The organism is Amycolatopsis lurida (assembly GCF_900105055.1).
GTDB lineage: Bacteria > Actinomycetota > Actinomycetes > Mycobacteriales > Pseudonocardiaceae > Amycolatopsis > Amycolatopsis lurida.
In genome coordinates this window covers 7,436,766-7,463,125 of the sequence record NZ_FNTA01000004.1, presented here as the reverse complement: position 1 = coordinate 7,463,125, position 26,360 = coordinate 7,436,766, and the positions used below count along the sequence as shown (strand labels likewise).

Annotated in this window: 27 protein-coding genes; 15 read left to right on the top strand and 12 right to left on the bottom strand. The window is 70.8% G+C overall.

Going from position 1 to position 26,360, the window contains the following annotated elements; genetic code table 11:
- Position 1: 1 nt before the first annotated feature.
- The 3 genes from BLW75_RS40465 to BLW75_RS40455 all read left to right on the top strand — a co-directional run bounded on the left by BLW75_RS40465 (position 2) and on the right by BLW75_RS40455 (position 2,016).
- Positions 2-709, top strand: a complete 708-nt coding sequence (locus tag BLW75_RS40465; RefSeq protein WP_034316146.1) for a vWA domain-containing protein — start codon at positions 2-4, stop codon at positions 707-709.
- 101 nt (positions 710-810) lie between these two features.
- Positions 811-1,248 carry a hypothetical protein gene (locus BLW75_RS40460; protein WP_034316148.1) on the top strand — a complete coding sequence of 146 codons (438 nt, stop codon included), beginning with the start codon at positions 811-813 and terminating at the stop codon, positions 1,246-1,248.
- A 342-nt stretch (positions 1,249-1,590) separates the two neighbouring features.
- On the top strand, positions 1,591-2,016 hold the full coding sequence (locus tag BLW75_RS40455) for a hypothetical protein (RefSeq protein WP_091599462.1): 426 nt from the start codon (positions 1,591-1,593) through the stop codon (positions 2,014-2,016).
- A 314-nt stretch (positions 2,017-2,330) separates the two neighbouring features.
- On the opposite strand, the gene fahA is transcribed toward BLW75_RS40455, so the two are convergent.
- The 3 genes from fahA to BLW75_RS40440 all read right to left on the bottom strand — a co-directional run bounded on the left by fahA (position 2,331) and on the right by BLW75_RS40440 (position 4,959).
- Complete coding sequence (gene fahA, locus BLW75_RS40450) at positions 2,331-3,506, bottom strand: fumarylacetoacetase (RefSeq protein WP_034316150.1); 1,176 nt, start codon at positions 3,504-3,506, stop codon at positions 2,331-2,333.
- Positions 3,503-4,345, bottom strand: coding sequence for a hypothetical protein (locus BLW75_RS40445; RefSeq protein WP_034316152.1), 843 nt, complete (start codon positions 4,343-4,345; stop codon positions 3,503-3,505). The genes fahA and BLW75_RS40445 overlap by 4 nt, the downstream gene beginning before the upstream one ends.
- Positions 4,346-4,425: 80 nt before the next feature.
- Entirely contained in the window at positions 4,426-4,959 is a 534-nt protein-coding gene (locus BLW75_RS40440) for a MarR family winged helix-turn-helix transcriptional regulator (RefSeq protein ID WP_034316154.1), read from the bottom strand.
- 151 nt (positions 4,960-5,110) lie between these two features.
- Between BLW75_RS40440 and BLW75_RS40435 the strand changes: the two genes are divergently transcribed.
- Genes BLW75_RS40435 through BLW75_RS40425 form a run of 3 tightly spaced genes read left to right on the top strand, consistent with a single transcriptional unit; the run spans position 5,111 to position 7,709 of the window.
- Positions 5,111-5,725, top strand: coding sequence for a DUF1989 domain-containing protein (locus BLW75_RS40435; RefSeq protein WP_034316157.1), 615 nt, complete (start codon positions 5,111-5,113; stop codon positions 5,723-5,725).
- A complete protein-coding gene (locus BLW75_RS40430) occupies positions 5,722-6,843 on the top strand; it encodes an oxidoreductase (protein ID WP_034316159.1) in 1,122 nt (373 codons plus the stop codon). Before BLW75_RS40435 ends, BLW75_RS40430 begins: the two co-directional genes overlap by 4 nt.
- Positions 6,840-7,709: a polysaccharide deacetylase family protein gene (locus BLW75_RS40425; RefSeq protein WP_034316163.1), complete on the top strand. Its 870-nt coding sequence runs from the start codon at positions 6,840-6,842 to the stop codon at positions 7,707-7,709. Before BLW75_RS40430 ends, BLW75_RS40425 begins: the two co-directional genes overlap by 4 nt.
- Here the strand turns inward: BLW75_RS40425 and BLW75_RS40420 are convergent.
- Positions 7,697-9,256: a PucR family transcriptional regulator gene (locus tag BLW75_RS40420; RefSeq protein WP_034316165.1), complete on the bottom strand. Its 1,560-nt coding sequence runs from the start codon at positions 9,254-9,256 to the stop codon at positions 7,697-7,699. The two genes, BLW75_RS40425 and BLW75_RS40420, sit on opposite strands and share 13 nt — an antisense overlap.
- 118 nt (positions 9,257-9,374) lie before the next feature.
- Between BLW75_RS40420 and BLW75_RS40415 the strand changes: the two genes are divergently transcribed.
- Genes BLW75_RS40415 through BLW75_RS40405 form a run of 3 tightly spaced genes read left to right on the top strand, consistent with a single transcriptional unit; the run spans position 9,375 to position 11,865 of the window.
- Positions 9,375-10,595, top strand: coding sequence for a serine/threonine-protein kinase (locus tag BLW75_RS40415; protein WP_034316168.1), 1,221 nt, complete (start codon positions 9,375-9,377; stop codon positions 10,593-10,595).
- 56 nt (positions 10,596-10,651) lie between these two features.
- Complete coding sequence (locus tag BLW75_RS40410; RefSeq protein ID WP_034316170.1) at positions 10,652-11,278, top strand: ClpP family protease; 627 nt, start codon at positions 10,652-10,654, stop codon at positions 11,276-11,278.
- Positions 11,275-11,865 (top strand): ClpP family protease, encoded by a 591-nt coding sequence (locus BLW75_RS40405; RefSeq protein ID WP_034316174.1) that lies wholly within the window; start codon positions 11,275-11,277, stop codon positions 11,863-11,865. Before BLW75_RS40410 ends, BLW75_RS40405 begins: the two co-directional genes overlap by 4 nt.
- 157 nt (positions 11,866-12,022) lie before the next feature.
- On the opposite strand, the gene BLW75_RS40400 is transcribed toward BLW75_RS40405, so the two are convergent.
- Both BLW75_RS40400 and BLW75_RS40395 read right to left on the bottom strand, forming a co-directional pair.
- Complete coding sequence (locus tag BLW75_RS40400) at positions 12,023-12,355, bottom strand: helix-turn-helix domain-containing protein (RefSeq protein WP_034316176.1); 333 nt, start codon at positions 12,353-12,355, stop codon at positions 12,023-12,025.
- Between the two features lie 45 nt (positions 12,356-12,400).
- Entirely contained in the window at positions 12,401-13,345 is a 945-nt protein-coding gene (locus BLW75_RS40395) for a GlxA family transcriptional regulator (protein WP_034316179.1), read from the bottom strand.
- A 71-nt stretch (positions 13,346-13,416) separates the two neighbouring features.
- Here BLW75_RS40395 and BLW75_RS40390 point away from each other — a divergent pair, with 71 nt between their 5' ends.
- Positions 13,417-13,752, top strand: a complete 336-nt coding sequence (locus BLW75_RS40390) for a cupin domain-containing protein (protein WP_034316182.1) — start codon at positions 13,417-13,419, stop codon at positions 13,750-13,752.
- Here BLW75_RS40390 and BLW75_RS40385 read toward each other — a convergent pair.
- The 4 genes from BLW75_RS40385 to BLW75_RS40370 all read right to left on the bottom strand — a co-directional run bounded on the left by BLW75_RS40385 (position 13,737) and on the right by BLW75_RS40370 (position 15,393).
- The gene (locus BLW75_RS40385; RefSeq protein ID WP_241783799.1) at positions 13,737-14,087 is read right to left on the bottom strand and encodes a dienelactone hydrolase family protein; all 351 of its coding nucleotides are present in this window, start codon (positions 14,085-14,087) and stop codon (positions 13,737-13,739) included. The two genes, BLW75_RS40390 and BLW75_RS40385, sit on opposite strands and share 16 nt — an antisense overlap.
- 121 nt (positions 14,088-14,208) lie before the next feature.
- A complete protein-coding gene (locus tag BLW75_RS40380) occupies positions 14,209-14,868 on the bottom strand; it encodes a pentapeptide repeat-containing protein (protein WP_034316184.1) in 660 nt (219 codons plus the stop codon).
- A gap of 64 nt (positions 14,869-14,932) precedes the next feature.
- Positions 14,933-15,109 carry a CsbD family protein gene (locus tag BLW75_RS40375; protein WP_034316186.1) on the bottom strand — a complete coding sequence of 59 codons (177 nt, stop codon included), beginning with the start codon at positions 15,107-15,109 and terminating at the stop codon, positions 14,933-14,935.
- Positions 15,110-15,186: 77 nt separating this feature from the next.
- The gene (locus tag BLW75_RS40370; protein WP_034316188.1) at positions 15,187-15,393 is read right to left on the bottom strand and encodes a hypothetical protein; all 207 of its coding nucleotides are present in this window, start codon (positions 15,391-15,393) and stop codon (positions 15,187-15,189) included.
- Positions 15,394-15,522: 129 nt separating this feature from the next.
- Here BLW75_RS40370 and BLW75_RS40365 point away from each other — a divergent pair, with 129 nt between their 5' ends.
- From BLW75_RS40365 to BLW75_RS40355, 3 genes are all read left to right on the top strand, one after another.
- Positions 15,523-16,050: an EF-hand domain-containing protein gene (locus BLW75_RS40365; RefSeq protein WP_198935779.1), complete on the top strand. Its 528-nt coding sequence runs from the start codon at positions 15,523-15,525 to the stop codon at positions 16,048-16,050.
- Positions 16,051-16,128: 78 nt separating this feature from the next.
- Complete coding sequence (locus tag BLW75_RS40360; RefSeq protein ID WP_241783801.1) at positions 16,129-18,618, top strand: ATP-binding protein; 2,490 nt, start codon at positions 16,129-16,131, stop codon at positions 18,616-18,618.
- Positions 18,615-19,199, top strand: coding sequence for a helix-turn-helix transcriptional regulator (locus BLW75_RS40355; protein ID WP_034316193.1), 585 nt, complete (start codon positions 18,615-18,617; stop codon positions 19,197-19,199). The genes BLW75_RS40360 and BLW75_RS40355 overlap by 4 nt, the downstream gene beginning before the upstream one ends.
- A gap of 153 nt (positions 19,200-19,352) precedes the next feature.
- On the opposite strand, the gene BLW75_RS40350 is transcribed toward BLW75_RS40355, so the two are convergent.
- The gene (locus BLW75_RS40350) at positions 19,353-19,988 is read right to left on the bottom strand and encodes a helix-turn-helix transcriptional regulator (RefSeq protein WP_034316195.1); all 636 of its coding nucleotides are present in this window, start codon (positions 19,986-19,988) and stop codon (positions 19,353-19,355) included.
- Positions 19,989-20,070: 82 nt separating this feature from the next.
- Positions 20,071-20,322, bottom strand: coding sequence for a hypothetical protein (locus tag BLW75_RS40345; RefSeq protein ID WP_034316198.1), 252 nt, complete (start codon positions 20,320-20,322; stop codon positions 20,071-20,073).
- Between the two features lie 276 nt (positions 20,323-20,598).
- On the opposite strand from BLW75_RS40345, the gene BLW75_RS40340 reads away from it, so the two are divergent.
- Both BLW75_RS40340 and BLW75_RS40335 read left to right on the top strand, forming a co-directional pair.
- Complete coding sequence (locus BLW75_RS40340) at positions 20,599-22,638, top strand: ATP-binding protein (protein WP_034316200.1); 2,040 nt, start codon at positions 20,599-20,601, stop codon at positions 22,636-22,638.
- Positions 22,639-22,698: 60 nt separating this feature from the next.
- A complete protein-coding gene (locus tag BLW75_RS40335; protein WP_034316204.1) occupies positions 22,699-26,346 on the top strand; it encodes an ATP-binding protein in 3,648 nt (1,215 codons plus the stop codon).
- Positions 26,347-26,360: the final 14 nt, after the last annotated feature.

Below are 26,360 nucleotides of genomic sequence, written 5' to 3'. Positions count from 1 at the left end.
CGTGACTTCCTCTTCTCAGCACCGAAACGACCTCGGCTACGCGGTCGACATCGTGTTGTGCGTCGATGCCACCGCGAGCATGAAACCGACACTCGACAACGTCAAGCACAGCGCACTCTCCTTCCCCGGCAGGCTCGTGCAGGAGATGGCGGCCAAAGGGAGGGAAATACGCAGCCTCCGCCTCAAGGTGATCGCGTTCCGCGACTTCGGCGATCGTGCCGAAGACGCACTGGCCGAGAGCCAGTTCCTGCGTATCCCTTCACAGGTCGACGAATTCGAACGCACAGTCAGCGCGCTCAGCCCAGGCGGCGGTGGTGACGTCCCCGAGTCCGGGCTCGAAGCACTCGCGGTCGCGATGCACTCCGACTGGGAGGCGGGACTGGACCGCCGCCGCCATGTGATCGTGATCTTCACCGACGCGCCCGCCCATCCGCTGGGTGACCCGCGACAGACCGGTGCGCGCGGCTATCCGCAATCCGCGCCCGATTCGCTCGACGGGCTTTTCACCCTGTGGGGGCATGCGCAGAGCCGCGAGTCACTCATGGAGAACTCCGCCAAGAGACTGCTGATCTTCGCACCCGAGGAGTATCCGTGGGCGGACATAGCCGACGACTGGAACAACACCCTCTTCTTTCCCTCCGTCGCGGGAGAAGGCCTCGAGGAGTGGGAGATGGACGAGATCATCGCGACCATCGCGAGCAGTCTTTGAGCCGACGCCTCCGCTTGCGATTCCGCCGCAAGCCCACCTGCCCCCCGGAAAAACCACCTCGGCCGGCGGCACCGGCAGCGTCCCGTCCGGCGATCGTCGGGTTGGACGTGACACTCGTCTGCCATGGTGCTCTGCTCGTCATCACCGAGCAAGCTCGGCCGGACGACCCGTCCACTGTGCTGCGGATCCCCCTGGCACGCTGTGCGGCCGCACGGATCGCCGTCGAGCCCGGACTTCTCGGCGCGGAACTGCTTCAGCTGACTCTGACCGTGCGTTTGGGCCGGATCGCCTCGGTCGACCTGCCGCTCTGGTTTCCGGCACAATGCCGGACCGAACTTCAGCGCTTCGTGGACGAAGTCACGGCCCGGGCAGGCGCCCACGACCGCGGACGGCCGGACGAGTCTCCGAGGACGAACGAACCTCCCGGCGCAGTGCTCGAACCACTGACGGTTCGCCGAGCACCCGACGACCATGACTGGATCGCCTTTCAAGACGGCGACAACGGAGAAGTGCTGCGAGTCCGCGATGACGGACGGTGAGTGATGACGAACAACGCTGACTGGGCATGCGATTCGTGCCATACCAACAACTACGCGCAACAATCGACTTGCCGGGTATGCGGACGTGAGCCCGGCAGCGCGACGGCCGTGCTGACGCTCTCCGAACACCGGCCGCTCGAAGTCCCACGCGACGAGAAAGTCGACTTCGTCGAGTCTCGCTACAAGGATCTTCCCCGGCCCACCATCTCACTGGCGCCGGTGCCGCCTGCCAGGTCTCCGGCACCGAAACCACCCGCGGCTCCCACACGCCCCGCTCCGGCCGGCCCACGGGCGATACCCCGGCCGCACCGGGCACCGGTGTCAGGCGCCACGATGCGTCGAGTGGTACGTGTCGTCCTGATAGGTGTCGCCGCTCTCGTCTTGTTCACCAATCTCGGCCGTATCGGTGATCTGTTCGGTTCCTTGAGCACGAGCGGCACCGGCCGGACCGCGAAGCCGTGTCCCGTCGAAGCCGCCCGCTGGCTACCGGCCGAGGGCGAGGACGCCGAACTGGTGGCCAGGTACGACACCGGCAAGCACACGGTGACGATCTGCCGCGACTCGGCGGGGTCCTACCACTACGACGGACAACTCAAAGGGAAGCCGACCACTTCGGACAACCACATCTCTTTGCCCGCCGAACAGACCGCGACCGGCTTCGTCGCGGTCAACGGCGACTACCGTTACGAAATATCCGGTCAGGAGCTGACCGTCAAGCACAAAGGCAAGATCCAAGCCCGCATGCGTCTCGAACCGTTGCCTTCCTGACGCGGCTATCGGGCGAAGAGAAACCGGAGGTCGACTGCACAGCGGCACGCCGGTCAGGCGACGCCGGGTGGACGTCGCCGACGCTGCCGGCGCCGGCGACGAATCCGCACACGGCGATGATCGCAACGAGCCAGAACAAGAACTTGGCCAAGCCGAGCACGCTGACTACGAGTTTCACGGTGCGTCCGCCTTCCGAGAACGAGTGCCGGGAGGTCCGGCCACTCCAGGATCTCGGCCTGAGACGGGCCGCGGCAGTGGTTTCCCGTTGCGGCCGCGAGGCCGCAACGGGAAGGCGCACCTTTACGGGCCTCGGCTCAGTTCGACGGCAGAACGCGCCCGCGCACCTCGCCGAACCCGATCCGCGAGCCGTTCGCGCCGGGCGCGGAGCCGGTGATCACGACCTCGTCGCCGTCCTGAAGGAAGGTGCGCTCCTCCCCCTTGACCGTGAGCGGTTCCTTGCCGCCCCACGACAGTTCGAGGAACGCGCCCCGCTGGTGTTTCTCCGGTCCGGAGATCGTGCCGGAACCGTACAGGTCGCCCGTGCGGGAGGAGGCGCCGTTGACCGTCAGGTGCGCGAGCATCTGGGCGGGCGACCAGTACATCTCGCGGAACGGCGGGCGGCTGACCTCCTCGCCGTTCCATGCGATGGAGAGGTCGATGTCGAGGCCCCACGGGTCGCTTTCCCGCAGGTATGGCAGCGGCTTTGGATCCGTCTGGCCCGGGAGCGGGATCCGCGCGGCTTCCAGCGCCAGGATCGGTACCACCCAAGGAGAGATGGACGTCGCGAAGCTCTTGCCGAGGTGCGGGCCCAGCGGGACGTATTCCCACGCCTGGATGTCGCGGGCCGACCAGTCGTTGAGCAGGACCGCGCCGAACACGTGGCGGGGAAAGGAGTCCGGGGTGATCGGGGTGTTCAGCGGCGTTCCGGTGCCGACGATGAATCCCATCTCGGCCTCGATGTCCAGCCGCGTGCTCGGCCCGAACACCGGCGCCGCTTCGGCCGGGGCCTTGCGCTGACCGCTCGGGCGCACGATGTCCGTACCGGAGACCAGCACCGTGCCGGACCGTCCGTGGTACCCCACGGGGAGGTGCTTCCAGTTGGGCAGCAACGGTTCCGCGTCGGGGCGGAACAGCCTGCCGACGTTCGAGGCGTGATGTTCGGAAGCGTAGAAGTCGACGTAGTCCGCGACCTCGATCGGCAGGTGCGGGGTCACCCGTTCGATCGCGTGGACCGCGCCGTCGGGGACCTCGCCGGCGACCAGGTCGCGGATCCGCTCCCGGACCGCCACCCAGCGGTCGTATCCCTGCGCCATGAACGGGTTCAGCGTCGGCGCGGCGAACACGTCGTCGCCGAGCGCCTCGGCCAGGTCGACGACGGAGCCGCCGACGCGCACGCCGACGCGCGGGGAATCGCCGTCGACGGAGAACACGCCGTACGGCAGGTTGTCGATCCCGAACAGCGAGTCTGCGGGGATGTCGATCGTGGTCATGCCTCTCCTCGGGACGCCTCGAGCAGGCCGAGTCCGGCCAGTTCGGTCAGGGGGTCGGTGATGCTGCAGGTGCCGAACGACGTGAAAGCCGCGCGGAGGGCGGCGACGCGGTCCGAGTCCAGCTCCCGGAGCCGCTCGGCGATGACCGTGCCGTTTCGTTCGGCGAGAACGGCCTCGACGTCGCCGTCGGTGAGGACGGCGTCGGTGGCGAGCATCAGGTTGAGGAAGCCGTGCTGTTCGAATCCGGTTTCCGGATCGGTGTTGCGGAGGGCGTGGTGCAGTCCGGCGGTGGCCTTGAACGGAACGCCCGCACCGACGGCCGCCCGCACCGAGGCGGCGAGTTCCGCTTCGCCGGGGTACAGGTCGGCACGGACGCCCCCGGTGCGGAACTTCGCGTGGTGACCGGTGCCGGAAAGCGCGGTCAGCAACGGGACACGTCGCTCGTCGCGCGGGATTTCAACGAAAACCGGTGCGGTGGCGAAGGAAATCGCGGCGAGCACCTCGTCCGGGCCCATCCCCTCCGGGACGGCGATCTCGAGCGCGTCGAGTTTCACCGGCAGTGACGTGACGGCCTCGAGCACGCCGTCGAGTCGCGCTGGTCCGCCGGGCAGGGTCACCGAGACCGGCAGCGGGGTCGCCCGGTCCCCCAGCACGTCGGCGAGGTCACCGAGCCCCGTGGCGGCGATGACCAGCGGGCCGACGAGGTCGGCGTACCAGGCGGAGACGTGCTCGTCGTGCGCCGCGACCGCGTCCGGCAGCGGGGCCAGCCCGGGCGGGAACACCGCGGCGTCGTCGCACAGCCCGGCGAAGAGCGCGGGAATCCGTCCGCCGTCCACCATGGTCTCCTCCTCGCCGATTTAGTTCACGCTTTTACTATCCACCGGGCAGCGTAGTCCGGTCCTCCGCGCGTCGGGAAGGCCTACTTGCGGCTCCGGGCGCCGAACTCGGCGCGGCTCGTGATCAGCTTGCCCAGCAGCATGACGAGAATGCGCTGTTCGGTCTCGGTCAGCGCGTTCGTCCAGCCGAATTCGCGCTCGTTGTGCTCGCGGAACACCGAGACCATCTCCTCGTGCCCCGCCTCGGTCAGCGACAACCGCACCGAACGCCCGTCGCGCTCGTCCGGGACCCGGTCGAGCATCCCCTCCGCGACCAGCGTCTTGACCAGATTCGACACGGCCGCCCGGCTCATCCCGGTCAGCCGGGCGGCACCGGTCGGTTCGAGCGGCCCGGCGAGCCAGACCACGAACAGCAGCCGGAAGGCCGACCACGACCGGCCGCGGGGCCGGTGTACCGCGGCTTCGAGGTCGTAAGTCACCAGGTCGGAGGCCCGGTTGAGGGTCAGCAGCACCTCGGTCGCCAACTGGTGCCGGAAGCCGTACTCATGCGCGAGCCGCCGGTTCGCCAGCGCCACGAACGACCAGAAGTCCAGACCGGCCGCGTCCACGTCTTCCATCGCCGAACACTAACCCGGTACCGCGAAAATGGTCAAAGTCGAAAGTATCTTCCCGCGTAACTCGGGTGATTGGAGGTTTCTCTATACATCGAGCTGGAGAGTGGAGCTTTCTCCATGGCGAGCCGCCGGCCCGCCCCTGTTTGCTGAAGGCATGAGCAGAACGGAAGTGCCACCAAGGACCGCCAAGGCCGTCCGGGTGGCCGCAGGGGATCTGGTGCGGGTGATCGACGTCGACGGGGGCCAGGTCGGCGACGTCTTCGCGTTCGCCGGCAACGGGACCGAACTGACCGAGCACCACAGCGCGGCGCACACCCGTGCCGGGATCGACAGGCTGTTCCCCGCGGTGGGCGAGTCCTTCGTGACCGACCGGCGCCGCCCGATCCTGACGCTGGTCGAAGACACGTCACCCGGCCGGCACGACATGCTCATCCCGGCGTGCGACCCGGCCCGGTACGCCGCGCTGGGCGCTCCAGGGCACCGGTCCTGCGCCACGAACCTGCGTGAGGCGCTGGCAGACGAAGGCCTCGGCTTCACCGGGCCGACGCCGCAGCCGATCAACGTCTTCATGCGCGTCCCGGTCGGCGAGGACGGACGCCTGCACTGGCTGACCGCGAACTCGCGGCCCGGCGACGCGGTGACCCTGCGCGCCGAGATGGACTGCGTCGTCGTGGTCTCCGCCTGCCCGCAGGACCTCGTCCGGATCAGCGACGCCGGACTGTCCCCGCTCGCCATCGAAACCGTCCACAATGGAGGAAACCACTCATGACCACCACTGTCGAGCACCCCGCACTGGCCCCGGTCACGCTCGGCGGCCTCGCCCTGCGAAACCGCTACGCCGTGGCCCCGATGTCCCGCGTCTCGGCAGGCCCCGACGGCACCCCGACCGGCGAGATGGCCGACTACTACGCCGAATTCGCCCGCGGCGGCTTCGGGCTCGTGTTCAGCGAGGGCACCTATCCCGACACCGCGGCCAGCCAGGGTTACCTCAACCAGCCGGGCCTCGCGCGGGACGAGCACGTCGCGGGCTGGCGCGTCGTCACCGCCGGAGTCCGTGCGGCGGGCGGCCGGATGATCGCCCAGCTCATGCATGCCGGGGCGATCTCCCAGGGCAATCCGCACCTGGAGCACACCGTCGCTCCTACGGCCGTCCGGCCACGCGGGGAGATGATGCGCGCGTACGGCGGCTCCGGGCCGTGGCCGGTCCCCCGCGAACTCACCACAGCCGAGATCGACGACGTCGTCGAGGGCTTCGCCGCCGCGGCCGTGCGGGCCCGGCTGGCCGGGTTCGACGGTGTCGAGGTGCACGCGGCGAACGGGTACCTGCTCGACCAGTTCCTCACCGACTACACCAACCGCCGCACCGACTCCTACGGCGGACCGGTCGCGAACCGGATCCGGCTGACCGCCCGTGTCGTGACCGCCGTCGCCGAGGCCGTTCCGGAGCTGGTGACCGGCGTGCGGCTGTCGCAGACGAAGGTCAACGACTTCACCTATCGCTGGCCAGGTGGCCGCGACGACGCCGAGGTGATCTTCGCCGCGGTCGCCGAGGCGGGCGCGCAGTACCTCCACATCGCCAGCGAGGGCCGGAACTGGATCGAGACGGCGAGGCTGGCCGACGGCGGCACCATCACCGCCCTCGCCCGGCAGGTCACCGGGCTGCCGGTGATCGCCAACGGCGGGATGCACGACCTCACGCAGGCGCACGAGGTGCTCACCGGCGGGCACGCGGACGTGCTCTCACTCGGGCACGGCGCGCTGGCCAATCCCGATCTGCCCGCCCGCGTCGCGGCGGCGGAACCCCTGGCCGAATTCGACCGGGCGATGGTCTCCCCGACGGTCACGGTGGCGAACGCGCGCCGCTGGCGGGAGAGTCGGCAAGCGTGACGGAACCAAGCTGGCACGGCGGCGCGGCCGCGGTGGCGACCCTGACCTTCGACGTCGACGCGGAATCGCCGATCCTCGCGCGAGGCCGGGGTTACGCCGGCCACCTCTCGACCATGTCCCATCAGGCGTACGGCCCCCGGGTGGGGGTGCCGCGCATCCTCGACCTGCTCGACGAGCTGGCCGTGCCCGCGACGTTCTTCGTGCCGGGCTGGGTCGCCGAACAGCGGCCCGGCCTCGCCGCCACGATCGTGGAGCGCGGGCACGAGGTGGCCCACCACTCCTACGGCCACCGGCCGCCGACCGCGATGACCGCCGCCGAGCAGCGTGCCGATTTCGAGCGGGGCATGGCGGTCTTCGCCGCACAGGGCATCGAGATCAGCGGTCACCGCGCGGCGGGCTGGGAGTCCACTTGGGACACTCCGGCGCTGGTGGCCGAACACGGGTTGAGCTACGACTCGTCGCTGATGGCCGACGACCGTCCGTATCTGATCGAAACCGGCGCGGGCCGGATCGCCGAGCTGCCGGTGCACTGGTCGCTCGACGACTGGGAGCAGTACGCGTTCCTTCCCGCGCCTCAGGTCGGCTCGGTGATCACGTCCCCGGCGCGGGTGCTGGAGATGTGGCGCGCGGAGCTGGACGCGATGCGCCGCTACCGCTGCCTGTTCAACCTGTGCCTGCACCCGTTCCTTTCGGGCAGGCCGGGACGGCTGGAGGCCGTGCGCTCGCTCATCGAGTTCGGGCTCGGCCTCGGCGACGTCCGGTTCGCCCGGTGCCGCGACGTGGCGGCCGCGGCGCTCGCCGACCCCGGCTTGCCCACGGAATCCTTGCGGCGCCTCGAGATCGACCCGTCGGTCTATCCGGACTGAGCCGCCTCCAGCGCCAGGAACAGGTCGACCCGGTCCGCGGTCCGCCCGACGTCGCGACCGGTCAGCTCGGAGACCTTGGCGAGCCGGTTGCGCAGGGTGTTGACGTGCACGTACAGCGCCGCGGCGGTGGCCGCCCACTGACCGTCGTGGTCGAGGAACGCCCGCAGGGTCGTCTCCAGGTCGCCGTCGCGGACGCGGTCGTGCTCGCGCAGCGGGCCGAGCAGGGCGTCGGCGAAGGTGTGCCGCCATTGCTCGTCGTGCGACTCCAGCAGCAGCCGGTAGCTGCCCAGTTCGGCGAAACTCGCCGCGACCGGGCCGCTACGCCTGCCCCGGAGCACGCGGCAGGCTTCGCGGCTGCGCGACAACGGCACGCGCAGTTCCGCCGCGCCGGAAACGGGATCGGCGAGCCCGACGACCACGCGCCCTCCGGCGAGGCGGTGCGAAACCGCCGCCGCCAGCCGCGGCGCGAAAGCGGCGGGCGACTGCCGTCCCGAACGGAACGGCAGCACCGCGACGACGTCCTGGCTGCCCGCCGCCACGACCGCGGGCAGCCCGTCCGCCAGCAGGAAGTCCGTCACGGCCTCCGCCATCCCCGGCGGGGTCGCGGCGCCGTCACCCGCGAACGCCAGCGCGATCACCGCCAGCGGCCCGTCCGGGTCGACGCCGAAGGCACGCAACCTGCCGGGTACCTCCGCGGCGCGCTGCGCGCCGGACAGCACCATGTCCAGCAGTTCCACGGCGAAGCGCATCTCGATCGCCTGTACCGCCTGGTGCCGGGCCACCTCCAGGCTGAGGTAGCGGGCGGTCTGCTCCAGCGCGTCACGCTCCTCGCGCGTCAGTTCGGCCACGGGGCGCAGGCACAGCAGCGCGGCGTCCGCGTCGCCGATCGCGCCCACCGGGAACAACGCCGCCCGTGTCCCCGCGCCGAGATCCGCCTCCAGTGGCGGCGGATGCCCGGCCAGTGCCTCCGCCGCGGCCCGCGACTGACCGGCGTCCAGTCCGGTACCGGCGGAGGCGAGTTCCCGGCCCATCCGGTCCACGACCGCCAGCGGAAGCTCGTGCTCACGACGGAGGACCGCGAGCACGCCGGACGCGCCCGCACCTCGCGACAGCGCCGAGGTCAGCTCGTCCCCTCGGCGTACCAGCGACAGCAACGCGTTCTGCCGGTCCGTGGCCTGGATCGCCGCCGCCGCGCGGGTGACCGCCGTGAAGGGCACCGCCACCGAGATCTCCAGCAGGGGCAGCCCCGCTTCCCGGCAGGCGTCGGCGAGTTCCGGCGGAGTGTCCCGTTGCTCCACGCGCAGGCCGAAGATGATCCCCGCCGCTCCGGCGCCGACCACCCGCGCGACGAACTCCGCCGGCCCGACGCGATCCAGCCACAGGCCGTTGGTCAGCACGACCTCGTGTTCGCGCACATACGGCCCGGGGTCGGGGAGCTCGGTGTTGTGCACCCACAGCACCTGCTCGGTTAGCGCCCCGTCGCGGCCGGGGACGACCACCCGCAGTTCGAGAGCCGGGTCGTCGACCAGGGCCGCCAAGGTCAGCATGACTGTGAATATATCCAGCCGAGCACGTCCTTTATGGATGAACGGCCATTTCATCGTTTTGTCATGAGCGCTGGTTAGCGTCCCTCGAAGACCCCTTCAGGATTCGAGGAGAACCACTGTGACGGCAGTTTCCCGCACGATCGCCGAGCGCTACACCCTGCTCGATGAGCTGGGTCGCGACGGGACGGCCGTGCTGTGGCGTGCCGAGGACGGGCCGGACCGGATCCAGGTCGCGATCAAGGAACTGCCGCTTCCCACCCGTGAGCCCGCCCTCGTGGAGCGGCTCCAGCGTGAAGCCCGTGTCTCCGTGGAGCACCCGTCGGTGGTGCCCGTCCACGACGTCGTGGTGGCGGACGGGGCGGCGTTCCTCGTGATGGACCTGGTGGAAGCACAGACCTTGGAGGAGCTGGTCTCCGCGGGACCGCTGCCGCCTCGGTCGGTGGCCGAGATCGGCGGGCAGGTGCTCGGCGCGCTCGCCGCCGCGCATACGGCGGGCATCGTGCACGGGGACGTGCGGCCCGCCAACGTCCTGGTGGGTACCGGCGGCGCGGTGTACCTGACCGGTTTCGGGATCGCCAAGGCCCTCGACCCGGCAGGCACCCCCGCGTTCCTCGCCCCCGAAACGATCGCGGGGCACGAAGGCACTCCCCATTCCGATCTCTGGTCGCTCGGCGTGACGCTGCTCAGCGCGAGCGAGGGCGGGAACTTCTTCCAGCGGGCGAACGTCGCGGCCACGCTGTACGCCGTCGTCAACGAGCAGCCGCCGATCACCCGGACGCCCGCGCCGCTCGCGGACGTCCTCCGCGGCCTGCTGGCGAAAGCACCGCAAGAGCGCATGCTGCCGGATCACGCGCTCCCGCTGCTGGCCCAGGCCGCGAACGGGATCGAAACCCCGGTGCCGATCCTGCCCGCGCCGCAACGGCCAGGGCTGACCCCGCCCTCCGTGTTCGCGGTCCTGGCGGGGGTGGCAGGCATGGTGCTCGGCTTCGCACTGCTCGCGAACGCGATGCTGATGCACCAGGCGTACTACTTCGTTGTCGAGTTCTCGCATCCGTTCATCTCGCTGGGCGGCATCAGCTTGATCCTCGCCGGGGTGGCCGCGGTGGCGGGCGGCGCGAGCCTGCTCGCCAGGGCCCGGGCGGGGCAGATCCTGCTCAGCGTCTCCGCGCTGCTGACGTTGCTCTCGCTGTTCCTGCTGACCGTCCTCGGCGAGGATTGGATGTATCTCGGTCTCGCGTTGCATGCGGGTCTCACCATCGATCTCCTCCTCCTCGCTTTCGCCGTCGCCCTGGCGGGAGTCGTCTGGTTCGTCCCGGCCAAACGCCCTGCTGTGGGCTGATCCGCTCACAGCAGAGAAACCGGCGGACGGCCGGGCCCCGGCGGCATGGTCGGGGCATGACCGAATACGAGAAGCAGCCACTCTTCGACCAACGGCTCCGGGAACGGTTCTTCAGCCAGCGTGTGCTGGTCCTCGACGGCGCGCTCGACGACGACAACGGGACGGTCCTCACCACCCAGCTGCTGTCACTGGCGAGCGAGGACCCGCGCAAGGACATCGCGTTGTGGATCCATTCGCCGGGTGGTTCGGTCCCCTCGATGCTGGCCATCCGCGACGTGATGCGGCTCGTGCCGTGCGACGTCGCGACCCTCGCGCTGGGGCTGGCGTGCAGCGCCGGGCAGTTCCTGCTTTCCGCGGGCACCCCCGGCAAACGCTTCGCCCTGCCGCACGCCCGGATCCTGATGCACCAGGGCTCGGCGGGCATCGGCGGTTCGGCCGTCGAAGTGGAGGTGCAGGCGGACGACCTGCGCTACACGCGGGACACGGTGCTGGGCCTCATCGCCGACGACACCGGGCAGCCCATCGACCGGATCTTCGCCGACTCGCTCCACGATCGCTGGTTCACCACCGAGCAGGCGCGCGAATACGGCTTCATCGACCACATCGTCGAGAGCCTCGACCAGGTCGTCCCCGTCCGCACGCACAAACTCGGCCTCGGCACGGAAAGGGGTGCGGGCGCATGAGCACCTACACCATCCCCAACGTCATCTCCCGCAGTCCCGCCGGCGAGCGGATCATGGACGTCTACTCGCATCTGCTGTCGGAGCGGATCATCTACCTCGGGACCGCGATCGATTCGGGCGTGGCGAACGCGCTGATCACGCAGCTGCTGTACCTGGAAGCGGACAACCCCGAGCAGGAGATCAACCTCTACATCAACACCGAGGGCGGCGACCCGTCGGCGATGCTCGCGCTGTACGACACGATGCGCTTCATCAAGGCGCCGGTGGCCACGACCTGCGTCGGCCAGGCCGTCGCGGCGGGCGCGATCCTGCTGGCCGCCGGCGAGGCGGGGCACCGGTTCGTGCTTCCCCACACCAGGGTGGTGCTGCACCAGCCCGCCGCGCAGGGCCGCGGCACCATCCCGGACCTCATCCTGCAGGCCGACGAAGTGGTGCGGGTGCGGACGCAGCTGGAAGAGATCCTCTCCGCGCACACCGGCCGCGCCGTCGCCGATCTCCGGCACGACACCGACCGGGACCGCGTGTTCGACGCGGCGGGCGCGGTCGCGTACGGGCTCGCGGACCGCGTCCTCGACGAGCGTGCTTAGGCGGGTCGGCGGAGCTGAGGACGGACTCGTAAACCGGACACAACGCGTGAACCCGCCCGGCTATCGCGGTGGCAGGACGCCCTGATCGCCCATCGGGAGGGGTCACCAGGTCACGTCCTGCCGACGTCGATCGCGGCGCGGGTTCACCGACAGACGATCAAGCGGCCATGAGCACGGGTCCTCGCGGCCGCCGGCCGACCGCGAGACCCGTGCTGCCGCCCCGGCTGATCGTGCCCGCGATACCGAAGAGCAGGTCCGCCAGGTCGAGCCCGAGCGCGCCGGTGACCGCGGCGATCATCTCGCTGGACGGCTCCTTGCGGCCGCGTTCGATCTCGGAGAGGTACTGCGGCGAAATCCCGGCGCGTTCCGCGACGTCGACGAGGCGGCCGCCCTGGTCCTCCCTCGCGGCGCGCAGGCTCTTGCCCAGCACGTCACGCCACAGCGGCTCCGGTTCGGGACGCTTCTGGTGGAAAGGGAGGATGTCCGCCATACGATCATCGTGACATTCCGCCGGGGCGCGCGCGCACCGTTCCGCTCAAGGCGAAACCGGGCCCCGGAAGGCGCGCCGGTACGCGCCCGGCGTCGTGCCGACCTGATCGCGGAAACGACGGCGGAGATTCACGGCCGACGTCAGCCCGACGCGGGCCGCGATCACTTCCACCGGCAAGGCGGTCTCCTCCAGCAGGGTGCGCGCCTCGGTCACGCGCCGCGTCAGCAACCAGGCGCCCGGCGTGGTGCCGAGCTGATCGGCGAAGCGCCGGGCGAGGGTTCGGGGTGAGACGTTGAGGTGCGCGGCCAGATCACCCACCGACAACGGTGTCCCGAGGCGTTCGCCCGCCCATTCGAGGAGACCGTCCAGCTCGTCGCCGGTCGGCGGGGCCGGGACGAACTGCGCCTGACCGCCGTCCCGGTGCGGCGGCATCACCATGTGCCGGGCGACGAGGGCGGCGTGCGCGGCCCCGTGGTCACGCCGGACCAGGTGCAGGCAGAGATCGATCCCCGCGCCCGCCCCGGCGCTCGTGGCGACGTCGCCGTGGTCCACGTAGAGCACGTCCGGTTCCACGCGAATCCGCGGGAATTCCTCCTGTAGATGGGAAACACGCGCCCAATGGGTGGTCGCCGTCCTGCCGTCCAGCAACCCGGTCCTGGCCAGCGCGAAAACGCCGGAACAGATCGTGACGAGCCGCGCTCCCCTGGCGTGCGCGCGCAGGAGCGCCCGGCGCACCTGGGCCGAGAGCGGTGCCTCCGCCGGGGACCAGCCGGGGATGAGCACCGTGTCGGCGTCCGCCAGCGCGGACAGGCCGCTGGTCACGGAGATCTCGTACCCGGCCGTGGTCGGCACCGGGCCGGGTTTCTCCGTGCAGACGTCGAATTCGTAGTACCGCGGCACTCCGGCGCGCTCCGTACCGAAGACCTCGGCGGCGATCCCGAGCTCGAAGGTCGACTGCACCGGCCGCACCAGTGCCCTCACGCGATGCATGGCAGGAAAATACCCCATGGTGTCTTCTCTGACACTGTCCGGGCGCGAGGCGGCCACGGCACCATGAGGTCATGCACCCAGAGATTCTCGCCCAAGAGGGCTACATTTCCTTCCCCGTCAAGGAATCCCCCGTTCGCGAGCTGTTCCCCGGGATCCGGTTGCGTCCACTGTGGACGGGAACGGACGGCGCCCACGCCAACGTGCTGGAAATGGATCCCGGAACCTCGTGGCCACATCGCGACGTCCACGAACCGGGACCCGAAGAGGTGTTCGTCGTCTCCGGCATCTTCAACGACGGAGCGCGTGACTACCCGGCGGGTACCTTCCTGCACGCTCCGGCCGGTTCGTGGCACGTGCCCGCGTCGGCGACCGGGTGCACGCTCTTCGTCTTCTATCCGGAGGGCTGAACCGCCAGGAACGCCAGAATCCGTTGCCAGGTCAGGGTCGCCGTCTCTTCGTGATGGTCGGGCAGGCTGCTGTCGGTGTAGAAGTGGCCAGCGCCGGGGTAGGTGAACACCCGCGCGTCGGCGCCGGATTGGGTCGCCGCGTCGAGCCAGCCTGGGAGCGCGGCGGGTGGTGCGAAGTCGTCCGGGTCGGCCGCGTGGAGCTGGATCGGCAACCCCTCGCGAACTTTCGCGGGCAGGTCGGCGATGGCGTGGAGCAAGAGCACGCCGGCGGTGGCGGGCCGATGAGGGAGCAGCCCCGCGGCCACCACCGCGCCCATCGCCATCCCGGCCGGCACGGTGTCCTCGGGCAGCTGCCTGGCGGCGTCGAGCGCACGTGGCCGGCGGCGCGCAGCCGGTCCGCCGCGGCCGGCTCGGCCGGCCGCAACCCCAGCACCGAGTGGAACAGGACGACGTGGGTCATCCGACGACCGACAATCCGCTTTCGGTGGCGAGGATCCCCGCGACCGAAGCGGCCTGCTCGCCGGTGATTTTCGCGCCGCGCAAGCTCACCAGGCCGCGGACGCCGGACAGGCGCGAACCGCGGAGATCGCAGTCCACCGCGGCGGTCGCCGCGAATTCCGTTCCGGCGAACTCACAGTCCACAAAGGTCAGTCGGGACAGGTCTCCGGAGAACACCGTCTCCCGGAACGAACATCCGGAGAACACGGTTGAGCCCTTCACCCGTTCGACCGTCACCGACGCGTAGTCGAACCTCGCGTTCTCGACGTACAGATCGGTCGCCGAGGTGATCGCCACTCCCAGCCCGATCGCGCGGCAGCGAAGGATTTCGACCCGGCGGGCCGACAGTTCGCGGATCGCCGCGTTGGAGAGGTCGACGCCTTCGAGGATCACGTCGGAAAGGGTCAACCTGTCGAGCCGGGAGTTCGCCAGGCTCACGTCCGAGACGAGGGAACGGACGATCTCGCCGCCGCCGCGGACTCCGTCCTGGTCGCCGCCGTCGAGGTGGACCGAGTCGAAGTCGAAGTCACCCCGGAACGCGGCGGGCTCGTTTTCGAGGTCGTCGCGCCCGACCGAAGGGCGCCGTACCTTGATGCCGTCGAAGTCCCGGAAGTCCATGATCCGGACCGTACCGCAGCGGCTCGCGCGTGAAGGTGATCTTCACGCGCGAGCCCGCCACAGGTCAGTCCCGAACGCCCTTCACGGCGTCCTTGATCTTCTCGCCCGCCTGCTTGACGTTGGCCTTGCCCTGCTCGGCCTTGCCTTCGGCCTGCCACTGCTCGTTGTCGGTGGCGTTCCCGGCCGCTTCCTTCGCCTTGCCCTTGAGCTCGTCGATCTTGTTTTCGGCCTTGTCGTTCATCGTGGCCTCCCTTTCGTTGTCCGCTGCCTCCGGATACCCCGCGACGGGCCGGGGAAACAGCGACCTCACTGTGGCCCTCATCTCCCACCACCCGTATGGCCGCACGGGTACACCGTCTTCGCGACGACGGCCTCGCAGGCCGGGCAGTTGTTCACCGGCCGCTCGCGGCGGCCCCAGTACGGATGGGTGGCCCCGCAGAGCGCCGTGACCGGCTCGCCGAGGCCGGGGGCCGGATTGCAGGCAGGACAGTAGGCGTGGGCCGCCCGTTCGATTTCGTCCGTCATCCACCACCTCCGGGTGCAGGTCGTCGCTGTCCACGGTACGGCGCTCCGCGCGCCGTCCCCCGATCGTGGATCGCCGTGGCCCTGAATGGCCGATGTGCCGTTACGCCACCGGTCCTATCGTTCGGACGCATGGCAAGCGACTTGCAGCGGCGCAAGATCTCGGGCGTCTTCGCCGCGATGGACGTCGACGGCGACGGTTTCCTTCAGGAACGGGACTTCCAGGCGCTGGCCGACCGGTGGGCGCGGCGCCGCGGCCCGGGTGACGAGCGGCGCCTGACCGGCATCATGCTGAGCTGGTGGACGACGTTGCTGGCGGCGTCGGACCTCGACCGCGACGACAAGGTCACCCTCGACGAGGTCCTCCTGGTGGTCGACAGGCTCCCGGACACGCCCGAGGCCGTGACCGCGACGGCCGACGCGATGTTCGAAGCGATCGACGAGAACGGGGACGGCCTGATCTCCGCGGCGGAGTACCGCCAGTTGATCGAGGTCTGGAACGGCCGCCCCACCGACACCGACGCCACCTTCCCGCTGCTGGACTCCGACGGCGACGGAATGCTGTCCAGGGACGAGTTCGCCGCGCTCTGGCTGGAGTTCTGGGCGGGTGACGACGCGAAGGCCCCGGGCACGCTGGTCTTCGGTCCTCTCGCCGCCTGACGGCTTTCGGGCGGACCCGGCGGCCATACGGGCCAGGCCGGCCGCCCCGCCACGTCGCGGAGGTCCGCGCCGCTCAGGATGGCAGGCGTGGACGAGGTGGCCGAGCGGATCTTGGAGCTTGTCACCGGCGAGGGCGCGCCCTGCGTCTGGGTGACCGGGCCGGCGGGCGTCGGCCGGACCACGCTGCTCGCCCGGCTGTCCGAACGGCTTTCCGCGTCTGGACAAGAGGTTTCGACCGTGCGCTTCACACCGGACGGCGACCTCGCGCCCGGCGGCGTTCCTTGGCCTCCCGACGTCGGCGACGGGCATGTGCTGCTGCTCGACGACACCCAGTGGATGGGGAGCGGCTCTCTCGCGGAGCTGGCGGCGTCGATCCGCCGCTCGTCGGGCAAGCTGGTCTGCGCCACGCGAACCCCGGTCCGGGACGCGACCGGAAGGCTCGCCGTCGTGCGGCGGTTGCGAGCCGAAGGCCTGGTGGAACCGGTGCGGTTGCCGCCGTTGACGACGGCGGAGATCACGCGGCCTGCCGTCGAGGCGCTGGGCGCCGTTCCGAGCGCCCTCCTGCGGGACCGGCTGCACGAACTCAGCCGGGGAGTGCCCGCCGCGTTGCGCCAGGCGCTGGACCTGCTGCGCGCGCAGGGCGCGATCCGGATCGTCGACCGGCGCGCGTATCTCGTCCCCGGTACGCCGGTTCCGCTGCACTCCATGCAGCTGGCCCCCGGACGGTTCGCCGTCGCGAAGGCCGCCGCGATGCTGCATCCGCTCGGTGCGGCGATGCCGTCGCTGATCAGCGAGGTCCTCGCGCAGGATCCCGCGGAAACGCTCGCGATACTGGAAACCCTGCGAGCGGACGGGATTCTGCATCGTGGCCGGGGCTGGCGGTTCACCGTGCCGGTGGTGGCGTACGCGCTGATCGCCGAACTCGGGCCGTTCGAACGCCGCCGGCTCTCCGCGGCCGCCGTCACCGCGTTGTGGAACGGGACCGCGCACACGTCCGCCCCGTACTACCTCCCCGACCGGATCGCCGAGGCCGGAAAGCTGATCGACCCGCGCCGCGCCCTCGCCGAACTGCTCGACAACGCGGCCTTCCTGCCCGACGACCAGACCGCCCGCGGCGCGCGATGGCTGCGCGCCGCGGTCGAACTGACCGAGGACCGGCCGCAGCGGGCGAGGGTCACCCTTCTCCACACCATGTGGTGTCACCTGAACGGAGACCACGAACAAAGCCTGGCGGGGACGCGGCGGCTGCTGGAGGAATTCCCCGACCGGCTGTCCGCCGACGCCGCGCAGGAGGCCCAGTCCATCGCCGTCTGCGCGCTGCACAACTCCGGCAACACTGCCGAACTGGCGAGGATCGCCACGAACCCGCCGGACTGGTCGGTGGCCTCGAGCGCGATCGCGCTGAGCCTGCTGGACCGCTGGGCGGAAGCGGCCGAACTGCTGGCGGAGAACGATTCCTGGCGGACCGAATCGACGGTCTCCGCGATGCTGGGCGAACTCTTCGGCGGTCTGGCCGAGCTCTGGGCAGGCCACTCGGCACGGTTCGGCGCGAACCTGACCGAACGCGAGCGGTGGCCGCTGAGGACGGCGCGGCGGCACCGGAACGACCAGATCACCTCGTACGTCACCGCGTTGCTGGTGCTGGGCGAACGGGCACGCGCGGAGAAACTGCTCGCCGACGAAGACTTCCCCGAAACGGGGCTGCGTGACAGTGAACGTTCAATGCTCGCGGTCATGCGTGGCCGGCCCGACCGCGCGATCGACTTCGCCCATCGCAGCGTGGCCGACCGCTCGCGGCGCGGTTACGCTACCGGCTCGGCCGCGATGCACCTGTCGACCGTGTCGGTCCTGCTGTCGCAGGGACGGTTCACCGCGGCACGGGAGATGCTGACCGCCGCCCGCGCCACGGCACCGATGCTGGCGCATCTGCTCGACATCGCGGAGGCCCGGGTCGACATGGCGCTCGGCGAGACCGACCGCGCCGCCGAACGCCTGCACGCGGCCACCCGCGGGCTCGCCGTCGGCACCGACATCGCCTGGGCCGATCTCGCCGAACTCGCGTTGCGGAAGAACGACCGGGCCGCGGCCAGGAAGGCACTCGACGCGCTGGAGGAACTCGCTTCCGCGATGCCGACCGGGCGGGTGCTGCTGCATCGCCATCTGGTCCGCGCCTGCCTCCGACAGGAGCCGGACGGCGAATGCCTTTGGCTGGCAAGGGAACGCGAACAGCCGCTCGAACTCGCCATCGCGGCCGAACGCCTGGTACGGCACCACGCGACCGATCCCAAGGTACTCGTCGAGGTCTACGAGACGCTCGGTTCGCTCGACGCGCTGCTGTACCGCGCGCGGCTGCGGAATCTGATGCGGGACAACGGGATCACTCCCCCAGGTGACCACGAGGAGACGGCCGCCGAGAACGAGCACCTGCTGGCGCTGCTGGCCGGCGAAGGGCTGACGAACGAGCAGCTGGCGAAGACCCTCCAGACCAGCCGCAAGAATGTGGACGGACGGCTGAGCTCCCGGATCGAACTGGCCACGGCACTGGTGAACGGCCGATACGCCTCGTGAACGCGCCGGATCTCCGGGTCGCCGTCTACGCGGCGGACCCCGTGACCAGCGCGGGCCTCGTCGGCATCCTTTCGCAGGCCGCGGCGCTCGCGGTGGTATCCGGGCCGGGCGCGGACGTACTGGTGGGCGCCGAAGACCCGGCCGGACAGGACCTCCCGGTGCTCCGGCGGGCGGTGGCCGAACAAGGCACCCTGCCCGGAATCCTGATCGCCGGACCGCTCCCGCCGTCCGAACACCGCTCGGCCGCGGAGGCCGGTGTGCGCGGCATCCTGCCGTATCGAGCGGCCCGGCCGGAGCTGCTGATCGCCGAGGTCATGGCGGCGCGATCGGCGCCGCCGACCTCAGCAGGACGGCTCGCCGCCGGATACGGCGCCCTGGCGGAAGGCCCGGCGCCGTTCCACGAACGCGAGGTCAGCGTGCTGCGGCTGATCGCGGAGGGCAAGGACACCGCGGAGATCGGCGCGGCGATGGGCTACTCCCAGCGCACCGTCAAGAACATCCTGCAGCACGCGCAACGGCGGCTGGCCCTGCGGAACCGGGCCGAAGCGGTGGCCGAGGCCATCCGGGCCGGGCTGATCTGAGAGATACGCCTTCGATCACGCGAGTTATTGAGCCGAACGTCGAACGTGACACGGTCTCGGCCGGGTCGATGGTGGGATGAAGGCTCCCTTCGCCGCGTCTCGTGCGGTGAAGGGAAGCCTTCGGCCCGGGTCCACGTAGTCGTGAGTGGCGCCTCAGATCACCCCGGCACGGACGGCGTACGCGACGGCGTGCGGCCGGTTCTTCAGCTTCAGCCGTCCGGTGATGCCCTGGATGATGTGCTTCACGCTGCGTTCCGAGTAGCTGAGCTCGCCGGCGATCTCGACGGTGTCCTTGCCCTCGGCCATCAGCCGCAGGACGTCGATCTCCCGCGTGGTGAGCCCGGCGGTGTTGACGCCCATCGGGTCGAGCACCTCGCGTTGCAGCCGCTCGACGTGCTTGAGCAGTTCGCCGAGCAGGCTCGGCGGGAGCACCCCGCCGCCGGTGGCCGCCGCGCGGACGGCGTGCGCCAGCCGTTCGCCGGTCGTGGCCGATCGCGGCAGGACCGCCACCACCCGGCATTCGATGGCGGGCACGAGTTCCGCCTCGCTGATCTGGCTCACCACGAGCACCACCGGTTTGCCGTCCTCGGCGGCGAGCCGCCGCAGCCAGAGCACGATCTCCGGCGTCAGGCATTCTGCGGCGAACACCAGTACGTCGGTCTCGGCGCGCTGGTCCCAGTCCCGGATGTCGATCCCCTGCTGCGTGCCGAGCTGGCTGCCCAAACCCGCCGTGGTGATCGGGTCGGGTGCGTGCACCGCCACGGTGATCTGTCGGGTTTCCGTGTCCACTTCTTCCCCTCCGCTTGTCCGCGGCCCCAGTCGGATGGGACACAGTCTGCGGAGGAGCTCTTCACGAAGTCTCCACGAGTTCTCAACGAGGCGTGAAGGACTTCGTGGCCTGCTGAAACGCCTCGACGTACTTGGGCAGCTCGTCCAGGATCTCGCGGAGCCTGCCCTCGGGTCCGGTGTAGTCCGGGTCGGCGAGGAGGGCGTAGCCGAAGGCCAGCGTCCGCCGGAGGTCGGTGATGCGGGCTTCGGCCTCATCTGCGTCGAGTACCAGCCTGCCGTTCCGGGCGAGGCTGAGCAGGACGTCACCGGCGAAGTGTTCCTGATCCTGGCTCACTGTCACAGCATGCACAGCCTCGCATGCCTTCGACCAGCGCCGCATACCTTTCTGCCCCCGCGAACGCCCGGCTTTGCCCGGTCGCCCCTCGCCTGAACGCGGCCTGAAACCCACATGAACGGACATCCGGCAGTCCACGAAACGGCCAGTTCCAGGCTCGGCCGCCGAAACCCACACGGTGAGTGCCCGATTGATTGCGAAACCCACATCGCCGCCACTAGGCTTTCCGCTGAGCAGGACTCTCTTTTCGGCAGTCGGACGCACAGGCGGCAGGTCATGGACGAGGTTTCCTCGCTGACGGTGCGGCTGCTGGGCGGTTCTCCCGCCCGCCACGGCGAAGGCGAGATCGCGCTGGGTCCCGCCCAGCGTCAGGCGGTGTTCGCCACGCTCGCCCTGCACGCCGGCCAGTTCGTCTCCCGCAGGGAGATCATCGACGCGGTCTGGGGCGAGCGGCCCCCGGCCAGCGCCACCGGCATCGTGTACACCTACGTCTCCGCGCTGCGCCGCGCGCTGGAGCCCGCGGGCGAACCGCTCGTCGCCAGCCGCGCCGGCTACCGCCTCGACCTGCCGAAGCAGCAGGTCGACGTCCACGTCTTCGAAGCCGAGCTGGAGCGGGCCCGCACGCACCGGATCGCCGGGTCGCACGAGCGAGAGCTGGAGTCGCTTCGCTCCGCGCTCGGACAATGGCGCGGTTCCGCGCTCGACGGGATCCCCGGGCCCTTCGCCGAGACCCAACGCGCCCGGCTTAACGAGCTGCGGATGAACGCGCTCGAACGCCAGGCCGAGGTCGCGCTGCACCTCGGCGGCTACCGCGAACTCGTGGGCGAGCTCGCCGTGCTGGTCGAGCGCCATCCGTTGCGCGAGGGCCTGCACCGGATGCTGATCACCGCGTTGTTCCGGTCCGGAAGGCAGGCCGAGGCGCTGGCCGCGTTCGACCGCGCCCGCGAGACGATCATCGAACAGTCCGGTCTCGAACCCGGGCCGGAACTGCTCGCCCTGCGACAGCGGGTCCTGGACGGCGATCCGGAACGGCATCGGCAGGCCCACGCCGTGCGCGAACGGCCGTCCGCGTTCGTCGGCCGGGAATTCGAGCTCCGCCGGGTGCACCGGCACCTGGCCGCGTTGCTGGACGAAGGCCGCGGCGGGACGATCTGGCTGGACGGCGAGGCGGGCAGCGGCAAGAGCACGTTCCTGGCGGAGGCCCTCGCCTCGGCGAGGAGCCGCACGCGCTGGGTCGAAGCCGACGAGCTGACCAGCGCGGTCCCGCTGAGCCTCATCGCCGACTGCCTCGGCGGCGAAGCACTCGACGATCTCGGCAAAACGGTCACCGAACTGTGCGAAGACGGGCCGTGGGTGCTCGTCTTCGAAGACCTGCACTGGGCCGACGAGGAAAGCCTGCTCGCCTGGCAGCGGCTGCACCGGTTCACCGCGCACCTGCCGCTGCTGCTGATCGGTTCGGCGCGGCCCCTCCCCCGGCGCCGCACCCTCGAAGTACTCCGCACTCGGCTCGACGGCGACGTCGTCTCGCTGCCGCCGTTCGACGGCCCGGCCGTCGCCGCGCTCGCCGAGGAGACCTTGGCCAGGGATCCGGGCGAGGACTTCCTCGGGTTCGCGGCCGGGTACAGCGCCGGGAACGCCGGCTACCTGTGCGAGCTGTTCGCCGAGTTCGCCGACGGGCGCCAGCCCGACGTCACGCCGCACAGCAGGCTCGCCGACCTGGTCGAAGATCATCTCGCCGCGCTTTCCGTACCGTGCAAGCGAACGCTGAATTCGGCGGCGCTGCTGGGCTCGTCGTTCACGGTCGCCGATCTGACGGGTGTCACCGGCCGCGAACTGCGGGCGCTCATCGGAGCGGTCGAAGAGGCGCTCGCCGCGCGCGTGCTGGAAACCGAGGGAGAACGGCTGCGGTTCCGGGTCCCGCTGGTGCGGGATGTGTTCGCCGCCAACACCCCGCCCGCCATCCGCGCCGTGCTGCACCAGGAGATCGCCGCCACCATGGCGGGTTCCGGCGCGCCCGCGGACCGCGTCGCCGAGCAGTTGCTCCAGGCCGGCGACGAGCTGACGGCCCGCTGGATCCCGCAGTGGCTGCTCGACAACGTCCGCGCGTTGTCCACCGGACCGGCGGTCGAACTGCTCCACTTGCTTTCCCACCAACGAAATCTGACCGAGGAGCAGCACCGGAGCCTGGCGGGCGAGCTCGCCGCGCTCCTTTTGCCCGAAACGGGGGCCACGCCCTCCTGGTCCGCGCAGCCGTGGTGCGCGCCGCTGCACACACTCGCCCGGGTGCGCAACCGAACCGCACCGAGGACGTCCTAAACTGCGGGGACACAGTAGTGATCCGGCCACTTTCGGTGCATGACGAGAAATGGAGCCGGCTTGACGAACGGGCTGCGCGTCGAGTTGCTCGGGCCGCCTCGTGCGTGGCTCGACGACGTCGAGCTGAAGCTCGGGCCCGCCAGGCAGCGCGCGGTCTTCGCCACCCTGGCGGCGCGCCGCGGCCAAGCGATCTCCCTCGGCGAACTGATCTCGGACGTCTGGGGTGAGTCGGCGCCCGCCAGCGCCACCGGCAGCGTCCACACCTATGTCTCAGGTCTGCGCGGCGCGATCCGCAAGGCGGGCGGTGACGCGCACGAAGTCCTGAGTTCGTCCGGGTCGAGCTACGTACTGCGGCTGGACCGCGAGGCGCTCGACGTCAGCCGGTTCGAACAGGACGCCGCGGCCGCTAGAGCGGCACTGCTCGGCCACTCCGATCAGCAGGGCGCGGCCGCCCGGCTGACCACCGCGCTCGGTCTCTGGCGCGGCGAGGCCTACTCCGGCGTGCCGGGCCCGTTCGCCGAAGCGGAACGCGTCCGGCTCACCGAACTTCAGCTCACGGCCACCGAACTGCGCGCCACGGCCCTGCTCGGCATCGGTGACCACCGCGAAGTGGTCGCCGAGCTGACCGCGTTGGTGCAGCGGCACCCGTTGCGCGAGTCGTTGCACGAGACGCTCATGCGCGCCCTGCACGCCAGCGGGCGGCAGATCGAAGCGCTCAGCGCGTATCGCGAGGCCAGGCGGATACTGCGGGACGAGCTCGGCGTCGAACCCGGTGCGCCGTTGCGCGATCTGCATCAGCGCATCCTGGACGGCAGCGAAAAACCTGTCACCCGGCCGAAACCGGCTCCGGTCCGCGTCGTGCCGCCGCCGGTCGCCAAGGCGATCGAACGCGGCGGCCAGGGCCGGCTGCCCGGCCGCGCCCGGCAGGTCGAGCGGCTGGACGGTTTCGTCACCGACGTGCTCGCCGGCCGCGGCCGCCCGGTCTGGCTCGAAGGCGAACCGGGTATCGGCAAATCGGAGCTGCTGATCGCCGGGCTGTCGGGCGCCGCGGCGCGGGGCTGCCAGCTCGCCTGGACCGCGGCAGACGAGCTGCGGCAACGCTTCCCGCTGCAGGTCATCATGGAATGCCTCGGGGTGCACCACGGCGCGGCGGATCCGGCGAAGGCCCAGCTGGCGGGCGAGCTGCACGCCGAACCCGCGCACGGGAACTGGGGCCCCGCCGACCCGATCTTGTCCACTGTGGACAAACTGCTGGCACTGGTCGACGAGACCTGCGCGGCGGGCCCGCTGGTGCTGGTGATCGACGACCTCCACTGGGCCGACGAGGCGAGCGTGCTGCTCTGGCAACGGCTGGCCGCCGCCACCCGCCAGCTGCCGCTCCTGCTGGTCGCCGCCACCCGCACCGGGCACGGCCGCCGCGACCTAGCCCAGCTCCGCCGCGGGGTCGAGGCGAGAGACGGCGAGATCATGCCGGTCGAAGTGCTGACCGACGACGACGTCACCGCCGTGTTCGAGGCGGTCCTCGGGGCCAAGCTCGGGGCGAGCCTCCGCCCGCTGGTCCGGCGCGCGGCCGGGAATCCGCTCTACGCCAGGGAAATCGCGTACGACCTGGTCCGCACCGGCTCGTTGCGGAGCAAGGACGGCGTGGCCGAGGTGACGCTGGACGGCACCGAGAACGCGCCGCGGTCGCTGCTGGCGGCGGTGGCCAGGACGCTGGAATGCCTCGACCCCGCCACGACCGAGATCCTGCGGACCGCCTCGCTGCTGGGGGCGGAGTTCGCCGTCGAGGACCTCGCCGCGCTGGCGGACAAGGGTCCGCTGGAGGTCCTGCGGGAGCTGGAGCCCGCCACCACCGCCGGCGTCATCGAGTACGCCGGCGACAAACTCGCCTTCCATCACCCGTTCCAGCGGCAGGCGCTCTACGGCGCCATCGCCGAACCGGTCCGCGCCGCGTTGCACCGGCGTGCCGCCGAATCGCTCGCCCGGGCGGGCGCGCCGATCAAACGGGTCGCCGAGCAACTGGCGGCCGGGCCGGTGCCGTTCGACCCGTGGCTGACCGGCTGGCTCACCGCCAACCACGTCGCGGTGTCCAACCGCGCCCCGCATATCGCGGCCGACCTGCTCCGCGGCGCGCTCGACAGCACGGTCCCCACCCGCGAACAGCGGAAGACGCTGATCGCGGCGCTGGTGCGCGTGCTGTTCCGGCTCGAACTGGCGCCCGAGACGGAAGCCGAGCAGGCGGTGAAGATCGTCACCGACAAGGCGGATCTGGCGCAGATGCGGCATTTCCTCGCCGCGCTGCGGTACCGCCGGGGCGACACGCCAGGCGCGATCGAGGCGCTCGGCGACACCGCGGACGACCCGACGATGCCGGAGCTGTGGCGCACCAGCACCCGGACGCTGCTCGCCAACTTCCGGCGCGGCACACTCGCCGATCTGGACGAGACCGAACGGATCGCGCGGGCCCTGCACGCCGAGGCGAGTGAGCGCTACCCGGCCGCGCACGCGCAGCAGACGTTGTGGCTCGTGCATTCGATCCGCCGCGAGCACGACCGGGCGCTCACCGCGATCGACGCGGCGCTCGAGACCACCGGCGACGAGGCCGACCTGGCGACCCTGCGGTTCGACCTCCTCGACAACCGCCTGTTCACCCTGCAGAACCTCGACCGGCTCACCGAGGCCGACGCCACGCTGCACGCCGGGTACGAGACGGCCGCGCGGCACGGCCTGCCGACCGGCCCGCAGGTCTCGGCCGCCGTGCACTACTACTGGACCGGCCGCTGGGACGAGGCGCTGGCCGAACTGGACTCGGTCACCGAGGACGGCCCGGCGATCACCTTCTACGGTGTGCGCGAGCCGGGCGCCGCCGCCCTGCTGCTGCACGGGGTCGCCGCCCTCATCGCGGGCCACCGCGACGAGCGCGTCGCCGTCCGCGCCCATCTCGAAGCGGCCGAGGCGCACTCGCCGTCGAACTCGTCCGAGCGCGAGAGCTGCGACTTCTATCTGGCGGCACAGGCGATGGCCGCCGAGCAACGCGGCGAACTCGACGACGCGCTGCGGCTGTTCGCGCCGGTGTTGCGCCCCGACTACGCCCGGATGATGCTGCGCCACCAATGGCTTCCCGACGTCGTCCGCGTCGCGCTCGCCGCCGGGAACGACGCCGTCGCTCAGGAAGCGCTCGCCGTCTGTGCCGAGGAGGCGAGCCAGGAGACCGTTCCCGCCAGGGCCGCCGCGGCCGCTCTCCGGTGCCGGTCGCTGATCGACGGCGACCCCGAAGGCATGCAGGCCGCGGCCGATCACTACCGCGAGGTCGACCGCCCGATCGAACTCGCGGCCGCGCTGGAGGACGCCGCCGAACTACTCGGCCGCGCCGGCTACCTCGAAGCTGCGACCCGTTCGCTCACCGAAGCGTGTGAGGTGCTGGGCGACGTCGGAGCCGCCTGGAGCATCCGCCGGGCGGAAAGCAGGCTGCGCCGCTATGGCGTGCTGAGCCGTGCCGAGCGAAGTCCCCGGCACAGCGGGGCGCTCTCGCCGCTCGAACTGCGGGTCGCGCGGCTGGTGGCGGCGAAGCTGTCGAACCCGGAGATCGCCGCCGAGCTGAGCCTGCCGAGGCGGACGGTGCAGTCGCTGGTGTCCAGGGTCCTGACCAAACTGCACGCCGATTCCCGGCTGACCGTCGGCGACCAGCTGCCGAGACGACTCGCGTGACCGCACGACCGAGG